This is a genomic window from Alteribacillus bidgolensis, assembly GCF_002886255.1.
GTDB lineage: Bacteria > Bacillota > Bacilli > Bacillales > Marinococcaceae > Alteribacillus > Alteribacillus bidgolensis.
Genome location: NZ_KZ614149.1, coordinates 1272069 through 1289574, shown reverse-complemented (window position 1 = coordinate 1289574; position 17506 = coordinate 1272069). Strand labels below are relative to the sequence as shown.

Genomic DNA, 17506 nt, shown 5'->3' with positions numbered 1-17506 from the left:
ATACGTTGTAAGGAATACAGTATAGAGGAGGAAAACAGACAATGGCACTGAAATTAAGATCAGAAATGCCTGAAATTACTGGGGCTACCACTTGGTATAACGGCGAAGTAACAAAAGATGACTTAATTGGCGATAAACCGACTTTAATCCATTTTTGGTCAGTCAGCTGCGAGCTGTGCAAAGAAGCTATGCCAAAGGTCAATGAATTTCGGGACGAATATAAAGAAGACTTAAATGTTATTGCAGTACACATGCCTCGTTCAGAAAAAGACCTAGATCTTGATCAAATTAAAGAAGTAGCCGATGAACATGGTATTACCCAGCCAATATTTGTTGATAATCAGCATAAATTGACAGACGCGTTTGAAAATGAATACGTACCAGCTTATTATGTGTTTGATACAGATGGAACGCTGCGTCATTTTCAAGCGGGCGGGGGCGGTATGAAAATGCTTACGAAACGAGTGAACCGTGTGCTTGGACGCAATGAAAAAAAATAACGAATAAATTTTTAGCTGCGGGAAGAGAACCTGCAGCTTTTTTATTTATCCTATGTTTAACTTTGTTAAAGGATCAAAGTATATTGCCATTTGGACTTGGCGGTAAGCCAAGTTTTTCTGATACTTTCCTCTAAGCATATCTTCAACGTTCATATATGTGTTGGAGGTGTAAATATGAAAATAGTAAATCGAATCGGGCACTGGGAGCAGCATCCTGTTAAAACCTATAAGACAAGATCCCTTTCAGCTGTTGACCATCTTATTCTTCACCATAGTGGTGTTTCTTCTGGCACTCCTGAATCTTATGCACAGTACCATGTTCACACGAATAATTGGCCAGGCATTGGGTACCATTATGTCATTCAGTCGGATGGAACTGTTTATAAATGTCAAAAGCTAACTACGATTTCTTACCATACTGGCAATTTCAACACAAAGACAGTTGGCATTTGTTTGTCTGGTGATTTTTCTCATTCCATTCCCCCAAAGCCGCAGTTATCAGCAGCCTATGAGCTTGTAAGGCAATTAATGTTGACTTTAAAGATTACAGAAAATAACGTTCTCGGTCATAGAGAGTGTAAGGGACATGAAACAAATATATGCCCAGGGTTTAGTATGACGTCATTTCGAAGCAATATCAGCCCCTTATCAAAACGTAACGTTTCAAAGAAAAGAAATCGTCCTCTTCTAAAGAGGGGGAACACAGGACTTTATGTACAAGAACTACAGAACCGGTTAAAAGCAAATAACGTATCCACCGGCGAAATAGATGGGATATTTGGTCCACGAACCGAACAAGCTGTTCGTACATTTCAAAAAAGAAAAAACTTGCAAGTAGATGGAATAGCAGGTCCTAACACTTGGGAGATGCTGTTACAATAATGTTTTGCGCACGATGTTAAAATCAGTTAAAATGATAAAATAAGCAGCAGCTGGCACATTGAAACAACGGAGGAGAAATCGATGAAAAAGCAATTTGCTGTAATCGGGCTAGGGCGTTTCGGAGGCAGTATATGTAAATCGCTGGCTTCAGAAGGTATGGACGTGCTGGCTATTGATTCAGATGAAGACAAAGTAAATGAATTTGCCCCTGTCGTCACTCAAGCAGTGATTGCTGACAGTACTGATGAAAAAGCATTGCGAGGCCTCGGTATTCGAAATTTTGACCATGTGATTGTGGCGATTGGAGATAACATTTTAGCGAGCATTTTAACCACACTTATTCTTGAAGAAATGAATGTTAAACATATTACCGTTAAGGCTCAAAACGACTATCATGAAAAAGTATTAGCTCGTCTTGGAGCAGATGAGATTGTTCATCCGGAAAGAGATATCGGGGTGCGAATTGCTCACAATGTGGTGTCTAAAAATGTTCTTGATTATCTAGAACTTTCCGATGAATATAGTATCGTAGAGCTTGCAGCTGGCCACACAATTGACGGAGAAACCATCATTGACCTTGACTTGCGTTCGAAGTATGGCTGTAACATATTAGCGATTAAACGAAATGACGATATCCGAGTTTCACCGAGGCCAGAAGAAGAAATTAAAGACGGGGATGTTTTAATTGTAATCGGTGCGGATGAAGACATAAACCGACTGGAAAATCACTGGATTGATGCAACCTAACAAAAAACAGGCCGGCGCAGGTAAATAAAACCACGCCGACCTGTTTTTTGTTGATTATACTTCCATGATGATAGGAAGAATCATCGGTTTTCTTTTTGTTTTTTCATACAAATATGGAGAGAGCTGCTCAATTATTTCATTTTTAATTTCGGACCATTGTGTAGTTCTTCGTTTCATCACTTCATCAAGATGTTTGGTCAACCGAGCCTGGGCATCGTTGATTAAGTCGCTTGACTCTCTCATGTATACAAATCCTCTAGAAATAATATCCGGTCCAGCAGAGACTTTAAAGTTTTTCATATCTATGCTTACAACGACAACAACAAGACCTTCTTCTGAAAGAATGCGGCGGTCGCGCAGCACGATGTTTCCGATATCTCCGATTCCATTTCCGTCGACATAAACCGATCCGGATGGAATCTTTCCTACTACTGCAGCACTTTTTCTCGTTAAAGCTAATACTTCTCCATTTTCCATAATAAATGAATTTTCTAATGGGATGCCGCAGTCTTTCCCTAGCACGGTGTGCATTTTTAACATCCGGTATTCACCATGAATCGGCATGAAGTACTTTGGTTTCATCAGACGAAGCATTAACTTTTGTTCCTCTTGTCCACCATGGCCGGAAGTATGAATGTTATTTAGTGAACCGTGGATCACATTTGCGCCGGCTCTGAATAATTGATTTATGATTTTATTGACGGACAGCGTGTTCCCTGGAATAGGGGAACTGGAAAACACGACAGTGTCCCCTGGAATAATTTGTATCTGACGGTGTGTACCGTGAGCAATTCTAGATAACGCAGCCATTGGTTCGCCCTGGCTGCCTGTACATAATATAGCCGCTTGGTCATCAGGAATACGATTTAATTGGGAAGGTTCTACAAATGTTCCTTTTGGCGCTTTAATATAGCCCAATTCCTGTCCAATGGTAATAGCAGACTCCATACTTCTTCCAAACACTGCAATTTTACGCCCATCCCTGACAGCTGCTTCGACGGCTTGCTGCAGCCTGTAAATATTTGAAGCAAATGTAGCAAAGATCAGCCGGCCTTCCGCTTGACGAAGAATGTTATCGATGCTTTTACCGACTTTTCGTTCAGACATCGTGAAACCAGGTACTTCGCTGTTCGTACTGTCAGATAAAAGGCAAAGTACACCTTCTTCACCAATCTGAGCCATTTTTGATAAATTAGCTGGTTCACCAACTGGTGTGAAATCAAATTTGAAATCGCCAGTATGAACAATATTCCCTTCCGGCGTGTTTACGACAATACCTAGTGAATCTGGAATACTGTGGGTTGTCCGGAAAAAAGAAATTTTTGTTTTTTTAAATTTAATTTCTTGGTCTTCTCTAACTACATTTAATTTGGCACGTCGAAGAAGTCCATGTTCTTCGAGTTTACCCTTTAATAGGCCGATTGCAAGCTTTCCGCCATAAATCGGCATGTTAACTTCACGGAGCAGATATGGGATGCCGCCAATATGATCTTCGTGTCCGTGAGTAATGAAAAGACCTTTAATTTTTTCTTTATTACGGACGAGGTAGGTATAATCAGGTATAACGTAATCAATCCCGAGAAGTTCATCTTCTGGAAACATAATTCCGGCATCGATGAGAATAATCTCATCTTGATATTGTATGGCGTACGTATTTTTACCGATTTCGCCTAAACCTCCGAGGGCGAAAACCGCAACTTGATGTTTTTTTATCTGCTTCATTCTCTATAGTTTCTCCACTTTGAAGTCTTCGTTTTTTTCTTCAAATTTCAGGAGGTTTTCTGAAACCGGTTGAACAAGTTCGATATTATAATTTTTATCCGCCAATTTCCGCCGTACTTCTCGTTCTGTTTCCGCTTCAATAAACATCGCATCCGTGTTCTCTCTAACAGGTACTTCTTGAAAGTTTTTCTGATAAAAAACTTTGTAGATCATCGTTCAATCTCTCCTCTTTCTGTCGTCTTCTTTCTGATTTATATATACATAAAGAAACGTCACCTGCAACTGTTATGAAACAGCAGGTGCAGTATCTTCGTATAAACGTTCATGAAAAACATCTACTATATATTATAAATCAAACATCCGATATTTTCATCTCTGCCATTAATAAGTGCTCCATGAAGATTCTGGATAACCCGTAAGACTCAATTAACAAATTGTAATCGATTTAAACCATTTTTTCAATAGGCCTCCGCTTACACAGGAAAATACCGGTGTTTTGGTAACAAATTTTTGCAGCGTTTAAGGAGTTTTTTCCGCCATCTTTTGAACATATATATTCCCCTTTCCATTTATTTTAATTATATGTTTGCCTAATTAAGTTGGATTACGTCGGTACAAATTTTGGCAACTGATGAACTGAAACAAGGGAACAGGTATGTTAAAATGAAAATGGTAAAAATAAGAGAGAAAAAAAAGATTAAGTGGATAGGGTGAGGAGTAATGAAAAAACCATCGATCGTCTTTTTTGACATAGACGGTACGCTGTATACGCAAGAAATGACACTGCCTGAATCTTCAAAAGAAGCCATAAAAGCCATCAAAGATGACGGCATTTATGTAGCCATTGCAACTGGCCGCGCTCCTTTTATGTTTGAGTCACTGCGCGAAGAATTAGACATTGAAACGTTTGTAAGTTTTAACGGATCATATGTTGTTGCTGAAGGAGAAGTTATTGAAAAACGACCGCTTAAAACAGAAAAAGTAGAGGAGCTTCAGCTTGCTGCAGGTTCTGAAAGTCACCCGATGGTTTTTTTAGACCATGAACAAGCAGCTGCCAACGTTGAAAACCATGCCCATATTTCGGAGAGTTTAGGGGATCTGAAAATGCCGTACCCACCTCTGAGTGAAAATTTTTATAAACAAAAAGAAATTTATCAAGCTTTATTATTTTGCGGAAAAGAAGACGAAGACCTGTATAAAAATAACTACGGAACCTTTCATTTTGTGAGATGGCATAAACGAGCACTTGATGTACTGCCTGCAGGCGGTTCAAAAGCAGAAGGAATCCGGGCTGTTGCCAATCATTTAGGTTATACAATAGAAGATACAGCTGCTTTCGGCGATGCTTTAAATGATATGGAAATGTTAACGGAAGCAGGGATCGGAATAGCGATGGGCAATGCTTTAGAAGAAGTGAAACAAGCAGCCGACATCGTGACGTCCCCGGTATATGAAAACGGTGTTCAGCAAGGATTGAAGCGAATCGGGTTATTATAAGAAAAAAGCGAGCCTGGATGAATTATTTTTCCGGCTCGCTTTTGTTTATAATTTTGGAAGCTCTTTTGTAAAGGAATCATTATAGCCTTCAATCCTGTCATAGAACATGATGCCGTTGAGGTGGTCTAGTTCATGCTGAAAAACAATGGCAGGCAGTCCGCGAAGGCGTAATTTTATTTTTTCATTTTCCAAGGTGACAGCTTCCATCGTAATCCTTTTATAACGAGGAACATTTCCAGGAACTTCGCGGTCTACTGATAAACAGCCTTCGCCGCCTTCTAAGAAAGTGGTCTCTACCGAATGGCTGATAATTTTAGGATTGAAAAGACCATAGCTATATAAATTATCTTTATCATCGGTAACGTGCATGGCAAACATCCGCCTTGTAACTCCAAGCTGAGGAGCTGCAAGTCCGACACCGGAGCGCAGGTTATGTTTTTCTGCTATTTCAGGGTCCTGACTGTTTTTTAGAAATTCCAGCATCTTTTCTAATAATTCCTTATCTTCTGACGCTGGTGGAAGAGCAACTTCTTCTGCTACCTCCCGCAACGCCGGGTGACCTTCACGGACAATATCTTTCATTGTAATCATGTGCATCCCTCCACTTGCTGCAACAATATATAGATCGTTAGAAAATTCCGGCTTACCTTAAAACGCCACGTCCTGCTTTAGAAGCCGCATTCGAAAGTTCTGTTTATTGAATGCTTAGTTTGCTTATCTGGTTACCAATAGCATTTCAAAGAATGAAAAATAAAAGCGTCATCTTTTCGTGAAATAAGTATATCAAAAAAGCAGAGCATTCAAAAGAAAAAGAAAGGTCCGTATTAGATGCGGACCTTTCAGGGGGTCAAAAATTTAATCTTTATATCCCAATTTTGATGCTCCGACAATAATAAGAAGTATGAACAACACTACGATTAGCGCGAAACCTCTTCCGCGTCCATAACCATAGCCATAGTATCCACCGACCATGCCTGGGCCGACATTATTTTGAACGCCGCCGACCATGCCAGGACCGGCATTATGGTGAGCGCCACCGACCATGCCAGGACCGGCATTATGGTGAGCGCCACCGACCATGCCAGGACCGGCATTATGGTGAGCACCACCGACCATACCTGGTCCGTAATCACAACAATGGTTTCCCCACATAGCTTATACCCTCCTTTAAACGTGGAATGCCTTGTATAGGGCATTTCCCTAATACCTTATGTAAAAAAAAATAAAGTGGCTGGGCAGAAACCCAAAAAAGTTGATGTTATGAAGAAAAATAAATAAGCATACATTCAATTAAACCCACAAATCTAATGCTTTTTCGTTCATTTTTGAAGGTTCGGTATGTGGATCGAACTTCAAAAAAGGATCGGACCAGCTTTCTTATTCTTCAACTATGTTTAAGGATCAAAGTATAAGCAAAACTACGGCTGCTGCCATAAAGGCTCGGCGATAAGCTCTAATATTGATTTAGTGTGTGTATTGCTATATGATTGTGGGGTAAATAAAGTATGTGAAGGAGTAATATTCGACTGAAAGCGGTTTAAGAATGGGGAGGGTATGACCGTGCTGGTACATAAAAAAAAGACTTTCTTTTTAGCTGCCATTATTTTTTTCATTTTAAGTGCATGTGGAAACAGTCCAGAAGAACGTGTATATTCTCATTTAGAAGAAGCAGTTGCTTTAGAAGAGACGTTTGAGGATCAACAAGAGCCATTAATGGAATTAGAAGAACAAGAACAAAATATATATGAGGAAATGCTTACGCTTGGAACAGAGGATCTAGAAGAAATAGAAATGCTTGCAGATGAAGCAATCGGTTATGCAGAAGAACGAACAGAGCTATTAGAAAAGGAAAAAGAAAGCATTGAAGAAGCCTATGAAGAGTATAAACTAGGTGAAGAAGAAATGAATAATGTAGAAGGTGCAGAAGAAGAAGCAGAGGCCGTACAGGAGGCAATGGATCAACGCTACAATGCTTATCAGTCTCTTTATAACAGTTACGAAGAAGCAATTAATGATGACATTGCCCTGTATGAAGCATTCACAAAGGAAGATTTGTCTATCGAAGAATTACAGTCCTATATTGATGAAGTGAATGAAGCGTATCAACAAGTTATAGATAACAGAAATATGTTTAATGATTATACAGATGAGTATAACGAAGCCAAACAAGCATTTTACGAAGCTGCAGGTCTAGACATACAAACGGAAACCTCTGAACAAGAAGAGTCTGATCAGGATAACGATGAAGAAACAGAAGAATAAAGAACAGCCGGTGTACATGAAAAGCTGCTAAATGAAGAGATTACCTCTCTTTTTAGCAGCTTTTTTCATGTTTTAGTTTAACATTGTTAAAGGTTCAAAGTATAAGAAAAACAACAGCATCTGCCATAAAGACTTGGCGGCAAATCTAGTTTTTCCAAGAATACAATGAATGGATTTTGTGTTATAAGAAAGAAATTTGTATGAATACGTTTACAATCGTAAAACCTGTTTATAGCAAAATGTTCAATGATATATAACAGTACTTAAAATGATACAATTATTAATAAACTAGAAAAGTCTTAAAAACGTTTAAGCAAAAAGGATTGACGAATCTTTTTGTTTTAGTATATTCTTATCAGTGGGACGAAGTTGTTTCATTTTTATATAAATATAAGTGAAACAGATTCTAAAGAACTGTTAAAAAGTCAATTGATTATTGATAAGTGGTGACGGGTAATATGAAGATAAAAGATATGTAAAACATCAAAAATTGATGTTTTCTGCGGTATCTGGTTACCCTAAGGTTTGTAAGTAAAAGGCAGAACAATGGATTCATTGTTTAGCTAATTGGTGATGGTAAGAGACCGGGATGTTTGAAGGGTTAGCATTTCATAAACTGGTTCTCTTTCTCAATATAGTATTAAATATCACAAGCCAACATATTCAACCACGGAAAGAAAGGAAGAGGTGAACATTTGTGGCTACCAAAACATTGGAGCAAGTTGAAGGTCACTTTGAAATGTTTCAGATTTTAAATGAAGAAGGGGAAATTGTTAACAAAGACGCCCTTCCAGATCTATCAGATGAAGAGTTACAAGAGTTGATGAGACGTATGGTGTATACCCGCATTTGGGACCAGCGTGCCATTTCGTTAAATCGACAAGGCCGTTTGGGTTTCTATGCACCTGTAGCAGGCCAGGAAGCATCTATGCTTGGTTCTCAGTTTGCATTGGAAAAAGAAGATTGGATTTTACCGGGCTATCGTGATGTGCCGCAAATCGTTTGGCACGGTCTTCCGCTTTACCAAGCCTTTTTATATTCCCGCGGCCATTTTCACGGCGGTCAATTTCCAGAAGAAGTAAATGCGCTTATGCCGCAAATTATTATTGGTGCTCAAATTGTACAAACAGCTGGTGTAGCACTTGGTTTGAAACGAAAAGGAAAAGATAGTGTTGCCATTACTTATACAGGGGACGGCGGTGCTTCACAAGGAGATTTCTATGAAGGAATGAACTTTGCTGGAGCGTATAGTGCACCAGCCATCTTTGTCGTACAAAACAATCAGTTTGCAATTTCTGTTCCAGTAGAAGAGCAATCGGCAGCAAAAACAATTGCTCAAAAGGCAGTAGCCGCTGGTATTAACGGAGTTCAAGTCGACGGAATGGACGTGCTGGCTGTATATGCAGCAACAAAAGAAGCACGGGAAAATGCCGTAAATGGAGATGGACCAACATTGCTGGAAACGATGTGCTATCGGTACGGCCCGCACACTATGGCTGGTGATGATCCTACTCGTTATCGTACGTCTGACCTTGATGATGAATGGGAGAAAAAAGATCCGCTCGTGCGCTTCCGCAAGTACCTTGAAAGCAAAGATCTATGGTCTGAAGAAAAAGAAAATGAGGTTGTAGATCAAGCAAAAGATGACATAAAAGCTGCAATTAAGAAAACAGATGATACACCGAAGCAGAAAGTGTCTGACTTAATTGAAATTATGTTTGAAAAGCTGCCTGTGAATTTACAGCAGCAACTTGAAGAATATAGAGAGAAGGAGTCGAAGTAAGCTATGGCGCAAATGACAATGATTCAAGCAATAACTGATGCGATGCGTACGGAGCTGAAAAACGACGAGAATGTTCTTGTTTTCGGTGAAGACGTTGGACAAAATGGTGGAGTATTCCGGGCTACAGATGGACTTCAGGAAGAATTTGGGGAAGAACGAGTTTTTGATACACCGCTTGCAGAATCAGGTATTAGCGGTCTAGCAATAGGCCTTGGTTTAACAGGATTTCGTCCGGTAATGGAAATTCAGTTCTTCGGTTTCGTATTTGAAACAATGGACGGAGTTGCGGGCCAAATGGCACGTATGCGTTATCGTTCCGGCGGACATTATCATTCACCAATTACCGTTCGTTCTCCGTTTGGCGGCGGAGTAAAAACACCTGAGCTACACGCTGATAACCTTGAAGGGTTGATGGCGCAGGCTCCAGGTCTAAAAGTGGTCATTCCTTCTACACCTTATGATGCAAAAGGACTGTTACTTGCATCCATTCGTGACAATGACCCAGTTATTTTCTTAGAGCATATGAAATTATATCGTTCCTTCCGGGAAGAAGTTCCAGAAGAAGAGTATACAATCGAAATTGGAAAAGCAGATATTAAAAGAGAAGGAAAAGACCTTACAATCGTGACATATGGTGCCATGGTGCACACGTCGCTAAAAGCTGCAGAAGAACTTGCAGAAGAAGGTATTGAAGCAGAAGTAATTGACCTTCGTACCGTAAGTCCGCTTGATATGGATACTGTTGTTGAGTCAGTGAAAAAGACGAACCGTGCCATTGTTGTACAAGAAGCACAAAAACAAGCTGGTGTTGGAGCAAGTGTAGTAGCGGACATTAACGATAATGCTATCTTGCACTTAGAAGCTCCTGTCCTTCGTGTTACTGCACCAGATACCGTATATCCATTTGCAGCAGCAGAAGATGTATGGCTGCCAGATCACACAGACGTTGTAGAACGGGCAAAAACAGTAATTAATTTTTAATGTTGCTTAAATAGAATTAGACTGAAAAAGAAACAATGAACCGTTTCTTTTTCAGTCTCTTAGTATGTTTGATATGGATGAGCAACAAGATTGAGACAAATAAAGGAGGCAAATGAAGTGGCTTTCGAATTCAAACTTCCAGATATTGGTGAAGGTATTCATGAAGGTGAAATTGTTAAATGGTTTGTGAAGCCTGGAGATACCGTACAAGAAGACGATACACTTTGTGAAGTGCAAAACGACAAAGCAGTAGTTGAAATTCCTTCTCCAGTAGAAGGTACCGTAAAAGATGTAAAAGTAGACGAAGGAACAACTGCCATAGTAGGCGATGTTATTTTAACAATCGATGACGGAAGCGAAGATACTCCAGAAGAAGAAAGCGGAGACGATTCCGAAAAAGAAGAAAAGCAGGAAGAAAAACAAAAAACTTCTGAGAAGAAAGAAGAAGAGAAAAAAGAGGAAGCGCCAGCAGCTGAAGAAGATGAAGGCAAGCGTGTTATTGCAATGCCATCTGTTCGAAAATATGCTCGTGAAAAAGGCGCAGCTATTCAAAAAGTTCAAGGAAGCGGCAAAAACGGCCGTGTTTTAAAAGAAGATGTGGATGCTTATCTTGATGGCGGCCAAGAAGCGGCAGAAGATACAGCTGCCAAAGAAGAAGCACCAAAAGATACATCTGCACCAGCTGCAGCTCAAGATACAGGTGCTCTTGAAGAGCGCGTACCTATGAAAGGTATTCGCAAAGCTATTGCAAAAGCAATGGTGAACTCTAAACAGACTGCACCTCACGTAACGCACATGGATGAAGTAGATGTAGCAAACCTTGTTGCTAATCGTAAGAAGTTTAAGCCGGTAGCAGCAGAAAAAGATATTAAGCTCACTTATCTGCCATATGTCGTTAAAGCATTAACTTCTGCTTTGCGTGAATTCCCTGCATTAAATGCTTCTATCGATGATAAAAATGAAGAAATCGTGTACAAAAAGTATTATAATGTAGGTATTGCTGCTGATACCGAGCAAGGACTTGTTGTACCAGTAGTAAAAGACGCAGACCGCAAATCTATCTTTATGCTTGCAGATGAAATTAATCAGCTTGCAGGCAAAGCGCGTGACGGCAAACTTTCTTCTGATGAAATGAAAGGCGGTTCCTGCACGATTTCAAATGTAGGCTCTGCTCAAGGCCAATGGTTCACACCAGTTATTAACCATCCAGAAGTAGCTATTTTGGGTATTGGAAGAATTGAAGAAAAAGCCGTTGTTCGTGATGGAGAAGTTGTCATCGCACCTATGCTTGCATTATCCTTAAGTTATGACCACCGTCTTATTGATGGAGTCACAGCTCAAAATGCGTTAAACCACGTAAAACGCTTATTGAACGATCCAGAATTATTAGTTATGGAGGGGTAAGAATGGTAGTTGGAGATTTTGCAGAAGAAGTGGATACTCTCATTATAGGTTCAGGACCAGGGGGCTATGTTGCAGCAATTCGTGCAGCTCAGCTAGGACAAAAAGTAACGATTGTAGAAAAAGGAAATATCGGCGGCGTTTGTTTAAATATCGGCTGTATTCCTTCAAAAGCACTTATCCAAGCAGGGCATCGTGCACATGAAGCAAAATCTGGCGGAGAAGAAATGGGAATTACAGCAGAAAATGTGAACGTTGATTTTTCTAAAGTCCAAGAATGGAAAGCCGGTGTAGTCAAAAAGCTGACTGGCGGAGTTCAAGGACTTCTTAAAGGAAACAATGTAAATATTGTACAAGGAGAAGCATACTTTTCCGATGAAAATTCCGTGAAAGTGTCAACGGATGAATATAATTCTCAAACATATAAGTTTAAAAATTGTATTGTTGCCACTGGTTCTCGTCCAGTTGAACTTCCAAACTTTAAATACAGCAGCCGTGTTATCAGCTCCACTGGTGCACTTGACCTTGAAGAAATTCCTGAGAAGCTGGTAGTAATCGGCGGCGGCTATATTGGAATTGAGCTTGCTGGAGCGTATTCAAACCTCGGTTCAGAAGTAACCGTGCTTGAAGGTGAAAAACGTATCCTTGGCGGCTTTGAAAAACAAATGGCACAGCTTGTACAACGCCGTTTAAAGAAAAATGGCGTGAAATTCGAAACACAAGCATTTGCTCAATCCGTTGAAGAAACAGACAATGGCGTACAAATTAAAGCAGAAGTTAAAGGAAAAGAAAAAACATTTGATGCAGATTATGTGCTTGTATCAGTAGGACGTAAGCCAAATACCGATGAGCTTGGACTAGAACAAATCGGTGTTGAAATTGGAGACAATGGTTTAATCAAAGTCGACAAGCAATGCAGAACAGGTAATAAAAATATTTATGCAATCGGTGATATCATTGATGGTCCTCAGCTTGCACACAAAGCTTCTTATGAAGGCAAAATTGCAGCAGAAGCAATTTCCGGGGAAGCTTCTGAAATTGATTACTTAGCCATTCCAATGGTCGTTTTTGCAGAACCAGAACTGGCAAGCGTGGGGTACACTGAAAGTGATGCGAAAGAAGCAGGATATGATGTTGTAGGCGCGAAATTCCCATTCCAAGCTAACGGAAGAGCTCTTTCACTTAACGATTCCGAAGGCTTTATGAAACTGGTTACTCGTAAAGAAGATGGACTTGTCATTGGTGCACAAATCGCCGGCCCAAATGCTTCTGACATGATAGCAGAAGCAGGTCTTGCGATTGAAGCAGGAATGACTGCTGAAGATCTTGCAATGACTATTCATGCACATCCAACCTTAGGCGAGATTACAATGGAAACAGCAGAAGTTGCACTAGGAACACCTATTCATATTACAAAATAATTGAATCAAATGGATAGAGAAGTGTCCTCCATATAAGGAGGGCACTTTTTTGTTTATACTTGGGAAAGTTTAACTTTGTTAAAGGATCAAAGTATAAGCAAAACTACGTCTTCCGCTATAGGACTCGGCGGTAAGATAACTATCTCCATAATTTTGATCTGCGTCTAGCCTATAAGACGGAAGGAACATTTCCTAAAACCTCGGGTGTCTTGTTCCGGACGTAAATGTCAAAGAGGCACTTGTGAAAGCCAGTTCAGCGTTGTTACAGACTCACTTACACCTGAAGTGATGATTCTGCATTACACACAGGACGTGACGTTCTTAGCTGAACTTCTTCTAGGTGGTACTTTTGTTCATATGATAGTTCAAATATGGCAGTAACTCGCAAGATAAGCTTACGTTTCTGATTCTAAAAAAAGTAGGAGAAATAGGAAGAAAATTGAATGAAGAGACATGAGTATGAAGTATAAAATTTCAACTACAGTCAAAGTGGAGGAGATTAGCTGGTTTCTAGTTCAGCCTTTATTATTGGAAAATGGTTTAAAGTCCAAACGAAGCGATTTAACTGTCTTTTTCTTTAGAAACTGTTCTATAATAAAGATGCAGGATCAGCTTAAAATAAAAAATATATTTAAAAACAAACCCTCCATGACTGTTTTAACAACCATAGAGGGCTCAGGTTTTACCTATTTTTAGGGGATTTCACTTGTTTTTTCAGCTCTTCTTTTTCTTTTTTTAAGCGTTCTTTTTCTTCACGAAGGCGATTGCGTTCTGCTTGTACAGCAGCTTTATCTGTTTGCAGAATATGCCGCTCACTTTTCAGTGCTTTGAAAATAGATACAACCATTAACAACATCACAAAAGTGAATGGCAAGGCTGCAATGATCATTGCCATTTCAAGACCTGCCAGTCCGCCAAAATACAATAGAACCGCTGCTGCAGAAGACTGAATCACACCCCATACCATTTTTACTGAGGTTGGAGGGTTTAAACTTCCGTTTGTTGTTTGCATCCCCAATACGAACGTTGCAGAGTCAGCAGATGTAACAAAGAAGGAAACGATGAGCAAGATCGCAAGCGTAATCATGATGGACGCTAATGGGAAATTTTCTAATAAGGAAAATAAAGCAATCTCTTCCCCTTGTTCACTCATTATGCTATACAGCATTCCGTTCATCGCATTGTCTAGAGATATTCCTGTTGCTCCAAATACAGAAAACCAGACTGCACCGAATAACGTCGGAACGGCAAGTACTCCAAGTACAAACTCACGAATCGTCCGCCCGCGGGATACTCGAGCGATAAAGGTACCAACAAATGGAGACCATGCGATCCACCATGCCCAATAGAAAATTGTCCAGCTTTCAAGCCAATCCCTGTCTCCGATAAAAGTTGCCGTACTAAAACTCATGCTTGGCAAGTTTTGGAGATAACTGCCGAGCGTGGTTGTAAATACATCAAAAATGTACACGGTAGGCCCTACTGCAAGCAAAAATAGCATAAGTCCAACCGCAAGAACGATATTAGTCATACTAAGAATTCGGATACCACGATTTAACCCTGTTCCAGCTGAAATAAGATAAAGGACTGTGATGATACCAATAACGATGATTTGTGTTCCAATGTTGTTTGATACAAAGCCAAGAGAGTAACTAAGACCGCCAGTAACCTGGGCAGCACCGAAACCAAGAGATGTAGCTACCCCAAAAATGGTTGCAAAAACCACTAATACATTAATTAATGTACCAATAGGGCCGTCCACTTTATCACCAAACACCGGGCGGAGTGCAGCACTTACCACACCTGGTGAGTCATGGCGGAATTTAAAATAAGCAAGGGCTAATGCAACTATAGAGTAAATGGCCCAAGGGTGAATACCCCAGTGGAAAAACGAATAACGAAGCGCAGCCGCTGCAGCTGCGTCACTTTCAGGTTCACCAGTTGGCGGTCCATAGTAGTGGTAGAGAGGCTCTGCTACGCCCCAGAATACAAGACCGATCCCCATGCCAGCAGTGAAGAGAAAAGCAAACCAAGTAAAATAGTTATACTCCGGCTTCTCATCTGGTTTACCCAATTTAATTTTTCCATATGGGCTGAAAATAAGGTAGATAGCAAAAATGACGAACGCCGTTGCAGATAACAGGTAAAACCACCCGAGGTATTCAGAAATAACGGATTGTACGTTACCTAATACATATTCAATGTTATCGGGAGCAATGACCCCCCATACAATGAAAAGTAAAGCAAGGACGAATGAAATGTAAAAAACAGGTGTTAACTTTCTCATCTCAAGCGATAACCACCTTTCCTGTGAATTAAGGTTTCTAATTTTTGTTCATCATTGTTATGTGTACGAAGACGGAACCCGATACTCTTCACTAAAGCCAATATACTTTATTATTTGTGAAAGCATACTGTATGATACCTGAATAAACCACAAAGGACATTATAACATGACAGGCGTGGGAATCAACAGAAACGTCTGACTACTTTATATACCCAATGAAACGTTATACTAATCAAAAATGAGAAAAAGAGACTATTTACCCGATGCAAAAGAAAGGTAAATGATATTATAAATATAATTATAATTTTTCCATTTTTTACCCCGTATTTTTAACATTTTTGGTATGATAGAAAAAGGAATTTGAAGGGGGAATAGGATTGAAAATACTTTTACCATTGGGGGTAATTTTACTGTTGACTGCTTGCAGCTTTCAATCGCAGGAGATTTCATCGGAGGAAAAAGAAATAGAACAAGAAAATGAGAAAGCAGATAACCAGTCAAAACAAGAAGAAACGTCACACGGCGAAGATAATAATGATAATAAAAATGCTGAAACAATAGAAGAAACAAATAATAAAGAAAACGAACCTAAGTATCAATTACGAGAAAGTGATTGGTCTTTGCAGCCGGTCGATGACTCAGAAAATCGAAATGTTTTGATTACCATTGACGATGCCCCGGATTCTTACAGTCTTGAAATGGCAGAAATGTTAAAAGAAGAAGATGTACCGGCAATCTTTTTTGTGAATGGCCACTTTTTACAGGATGAACAAGGGAGGGAAGATTTAAAAGCTATTCATGATTTAGGTTTTGAAATAGGAAACCATACAATGAACCATGTTTCTTTAAATACTGTTACAGAGCAAGAAACGTTAAAAGAGATTAATGATTTAAATGATTTAATTGAAGATATAACTGGTGAAAGACCTGCTTTTTTTAGAGCGCCGTTTGGAATAAACACGGACCATTCAAAAGCGATACTAAAAGAAGAAGAAATGACGTGGATGAATTGGACGTACGGATACGATTGGGAAGAAGAGTATATGGAAGCTGATTCTTTAGCCGACATTATGGTAGATACAGAATTGCTTACAAATGGAGCTAATTTGCTAATGCACGATAGAGAATGGACGAAAGAAGCTCTTCCTGACATAATTGAGGGTTTTCGTGAGAAAGGGTATGGATTTATTCACCCCAGTGATATTGAACAGTAGGTAAGAATAGGGGGGAGTGACATGAATAAGTCAGAATTTCTGGATGAAATGAGAATGGAAGTCGGCCGGGCCCCAGACGATGCTGTCTCACTGCATGACTTTTATGTAAAAGTGTTAAAAACATTTGAATATAAATGGAACTTTTGTGAAATGACTGCTATATACGAAAACAATTGGGACCATTTTCAGGTCATTACACTACATGAAAAGGAACAAGAAAAGGTTGTAACGTTGCAGGAAAGCCCGGTAATTCATTGTGCCATTCATGGGAAAACTACTTCTTATTTTACGATAGACAGTACGTACTTATTTGTTCCTTTTTATTTAAGCTCCCTTTTAAAAGGTATTTTAGTTTTAAAAGTAAGGCCGGAACGTTATGTCATGCAAGAAGAAGATGTTACATTTTTAAATGAAGTAAGCCGTTTTTTAGGAGCAGCATCAGCTGATTTTTTAACCTGAAATAAAGATTATCGTTCATGAAGATGACTGACTTGCCAGCGTAAGTCAGTTTTTTTATAGCTGTAGATTTGGTATTGGCACCACACAAAGTAATATGCAGGGCGTTATTTTTATACTTTAGAACAGGTTTACCTTTATTAAATGATCAAAGTATAAGCAAAACTACGACTTCCGCCTTTTGGATTTGGCGGCAAGCCGAGTTTTTTTAATACTTTAGAACAGGTTTACCTTTATTAAATGATCAAAGTATAAGCAAAACTACGACTTCCGCCTTTTGGATTTGGCGGCAAGCCGAGTTTTTTTAATACTTTAGAAAGGGTTTACCTTCATTAAAGGACCAAAGTATAAGT

Annotated in this window: 16 protein-coding genes; 11 read left to right on the top strand and 5 right to left on the bottom strand. The window is 39.5% G+C overall.

Annotated elements, in window-relative coordinates:
- Window positions 1-47: 47 nt before the first annotated feature.
- The 3 genes from CEF16_RS06590 to CEF16_RS06580 all read left to right on the top strand — a co-directional run bounded on the left by CEF16_RS06590 (window position 48) and on the right by CEF16_RS06580 (window position 2129).
- The gene (locus CEF16_RS06590; RefSeq protein ID WP_091583182.1) at window positions 48-500 is read left to right on the top strand and encodes a TlpA disulfide reductase family protein; all 453 of its coding nucleotides are present in this window, start codon (window positions 48-50) and stop codon (window positions 498-500) included.
- 174 nt (window positions 501-674) lie between these two features.
- Entirely contained in the window at window positions 675-1382 is a 708-nt protein-coding gene (locus CEF16_RS06585) for a peptidoglycan recognition protein family protein (RefSeq protein ID WP_091582600.1), read from the top strand.
- A gap of 81 nt (window positions 1383-1463) precedes the next feature.
- Window positions 1464-2129: a potassium channel family protein gene (locus CEF16_RS06580; protein ID WP_091582603.1), complete on the top strand. Its 666-nt coding sequence runs from the start codon at window positions 1464-1466 to the stop codon at window positions 2127-2129.
- 54 nt (window positions 2130-2183) lie between these two features.
- On the opposite strand, the gene rnjA is transcribed toward CEF16_RS06580, so the two are convergent.
- Entirely contained in the window at window positions 2184-3851 is a 1668-nt protein-coding gene (rnjA, locus tag CEF16_RS06575; protein WP_091582606.1) for a ribonuclease J1, read from the bottom strand.
- A 3-nt stretch (window positions 3852-3854) separates the two neighbouring features.
- Window positions 3855-4064 (bottom strand): DNA-dependent RNA polymerase subunit epsilon, encoded by a 210-nt coding sequence (locus CEF16_RS06570; RefSeq protein WP_091582609.1) that lies wholly within the window; start codon window positions 4062-4064, stop codon window positions 3855-3857.
- Window positions 4065-4571: 507 nt separating this feature from the next.
- Between CEF16_RS06570 and CEF16_RS06565 the strand changes: the two genes are divergently transcribed.
- Complete coding sequence (locus tag CEF16_RS06565) at window positions 4572-5348, top strand: Cof-type HAD-IIB family hydrolase (protein WP_091582612.1); 777 nt, start codon at window positions 4572-4574, stop codon at window positions 5346-5348.
- A 45-nt stretch (window positions 5349-5393) separates the two neighbouring features.
- Here CEF16_RS06565 and def read toward each other — a convergent pair whose 3' ends face one another.
- Window positions 5394-5939 carry a peptide deformylase gene (def, locus tag CEF16_RS06560; RefSeq protein ID WP_091582615.1) on the bottom strand — a complete coding sequence of 182 codons (546 nt, stop codon included), beginning with the start codon at window positions 5937-5939 and terminating at the stop codon, window positions 5394-5396.
- Between the two features lie 264 nt (window positions 5940-6203).
- Entirely contained in the window at window positions 6204-6320 is a 117-nt protein-coding gene (locus CEF16_RS06555; RefSeq protein ID WP_139185924.1) for a YjcZ family sporulation protein, read from the bottom strand.
- 588 nt (window positions 6321-6908) lie between these two features.
- Between CEF16_RS06555 and CEF16_RS06550 the strand changes: the two genes are divergently transcribed.
- The 5 genes from CEF16_RS06550 (at window position 6909) to lpdA (ending at window position 13196) form a co-directional block, all read left to right on the top strand.
- Window positions 6909-7610: a YkyA family protein gene (locus CEF16_RS06550; RefSeq protein ID WP_170031654.1), complete on the top strand. Its 702-nt coding sequence runs from the start codon at window positions 6909-6911 to the stop codon at window positions 7608-7610.
- Between the two features lie 739 nt (window positions 7611-8349).
- Window positions 8350-9393 (top strand): pyruvate dehydrogenase (acetyl-transferring) E1 component subunit alpha, encoded by a 1044-nt coding sequence (pdhA, locus tag CEF16_RS06545; protein ID WP_091583188.1) that lies wholly within the window; start codon window positions 8350-8352, stop codon window positions 9391-9393.
- Between the two features lie 3 nt (window positions 9394-9396).
- Window positions 9397-10374 (top strand): alpha-ketoacid dehydrogenase subunit beta, encoded by a 978-nt coding sequence (locus tag CEF16_RS06540; protein WP_091582621.1) that lies wholly within the window; start codon window positions 9397-9399, stop codon window positions 10372-10374.
- Between the two features lie 117 nt (window positions 10375-10491).
- A complete protein-coding gene (locus CEF16_RS06535; protein ID WP_091582624.1) occupies window positions 10492-11778 on the top strand; it encodes a dihydrolipoamide acetyltransferase family protein in 1287 nt (428 codons plus the stop codon).
- 2 nt (window positions 11779-11780) lie between these two features.
- Window positions 11781-13196 carry a dihydrolipoyl dehydrogenase gene (gene lpdA / locus CEF16_RS06530; RefSeq protein ID WP_091582627.1) on the top strand — a complete coding sequence of 472 codons (1416 nt, stop codon included), beginning with the start codon at window positions 11781-11783 and terminating at the stop codon, window positions 13194-13196.
- 682 nt (window positions 13197-13878) lie between these two features.
- Here lpdA and CEF16_RS06520 read toward each other — a convergent pair.
- Window positions 13879-15483, bottom strand: coding sequence for a glycine betaine uptake BCCT transporter (locus CEF16_RS06520; protein WP_091582633.1), 1605 nt, complete (start codon window positions 15481-15483; stop codon window positions 13879-13881).
- A 377-nt stretch (window positions 15484-15860) separates the two neighbouring features.
- On the opposite strand from CEF16_RS06520, the gene CEF16_RS06515 reads away from it, so the two are divergent.
- Together CEF16_RS06515 and CEF16_RS06510 are read left to right on the top strand one after the other, a co-directional pair.
- Entirely contained in the window at window positions 15861-16697 is an 837-nt protein-coding gene (locus CEF16_RS06515; RefSeq protein ID WP_091582636.1) for a polysaccharide deacetylase family protein, read from the top strand.
- Between the two features lie 21 nt (window positions 16698-16718).
- On the top strand, window positions 16719-17156 hold the full coding sequence (locus tag CEF16_RS06510) for a hypothetical protein (RefSeq protein ID WP_091582639.1): 438 nt from the start codon (window positions 16719-16721) through the stop codon (window positions 17154-17156).
- Window positions 17157-17506 lie beyond the last annotated feature (350 nt).

Bases quoted from the DNA above. Each gene is read 5' to 3' on its own strand.
- CEF16_RS06570 (WP_091582609.1), bottom strand. From the start codon at position 4,064: ATGATCTACAAAGTTTTTTATCAGAAAAACTTTCAAGAAGTACCTGTT.
- CEF16_RS06565 (WP_091582612.1), top strand. From the start codon at position 4,572: ATGAAAAAACCATCGATCGTCTTTTTTGACATAGACGGTACGCTGTAT.
- lpdA (WP_091582627.1), top strand. From the start codon at position 11,781: ATGGTAGTTGGAGATTTTGCAGAAGAAGTGGATACTCTCATTATAGGT.
- def (WP_091582615.1), bottom strand. From the start codon at position 5,939: ATGATTACAATGAAAGATATTGTCCGTGAAGGTCACCCGGCGTTGCGG.
- CEF16_RS06555 (WP_139185924.1), bottom strand. From the start codon at position 6,320: ATGGTCGGTGGATACTATGGCTATGGTTATGGACGCGGAAGAGGTTTC.
- CEF16_RS06580 (WP_091582603.1), top strand. From the start codon at position 1,464: ATGAAAAAGCAATTTGCTGTAATCGGGCTAGGGCGTTTCGGAGGCAGT.
- rnjA (WP_091582606.1), bottom strand. From the start codon at position 3,851: ATGAAGCAGATAAAAAAACATCAAGTTGCGGTTTTCGCCCTCGGAGGT.
- CEF16_RS06510 (WP_091582639.1), top strand. From the start codon at position 16,719: ATGAATAAGTCAGAATTTCTGGATGAAATGAGAATGGAAGTCGGCCGG.
- CEF16_RS06540 (WP_091582621.1), top strand. From the start codon at position 9,397: ATGGCGCAAATGACAATGATTCAAGCAATAACTGATGCGATGCGTACG.
- CEF16_RS06585 (WP_091582600.1), top strand. From the start codon at position 675: ATGAAAATAGTAAATCGAATCGGGCACTGGGAGCAGCATCCTGTTAAA.
- CEF16_RS06520 (WP_091582633.1), bottom strand. From the start codon at position 15,483: ATGAGAAAGTTAACACCTGTTTTTTACATTTCATTCGTCCTTGCTTTA.
- pdhA (WP_091583188.1), top strand. From the start codon at position 8,350: ATGTTTCAGATTTTAAATGAAGAAGGGGAAATTGTTAACAAAGACGCC.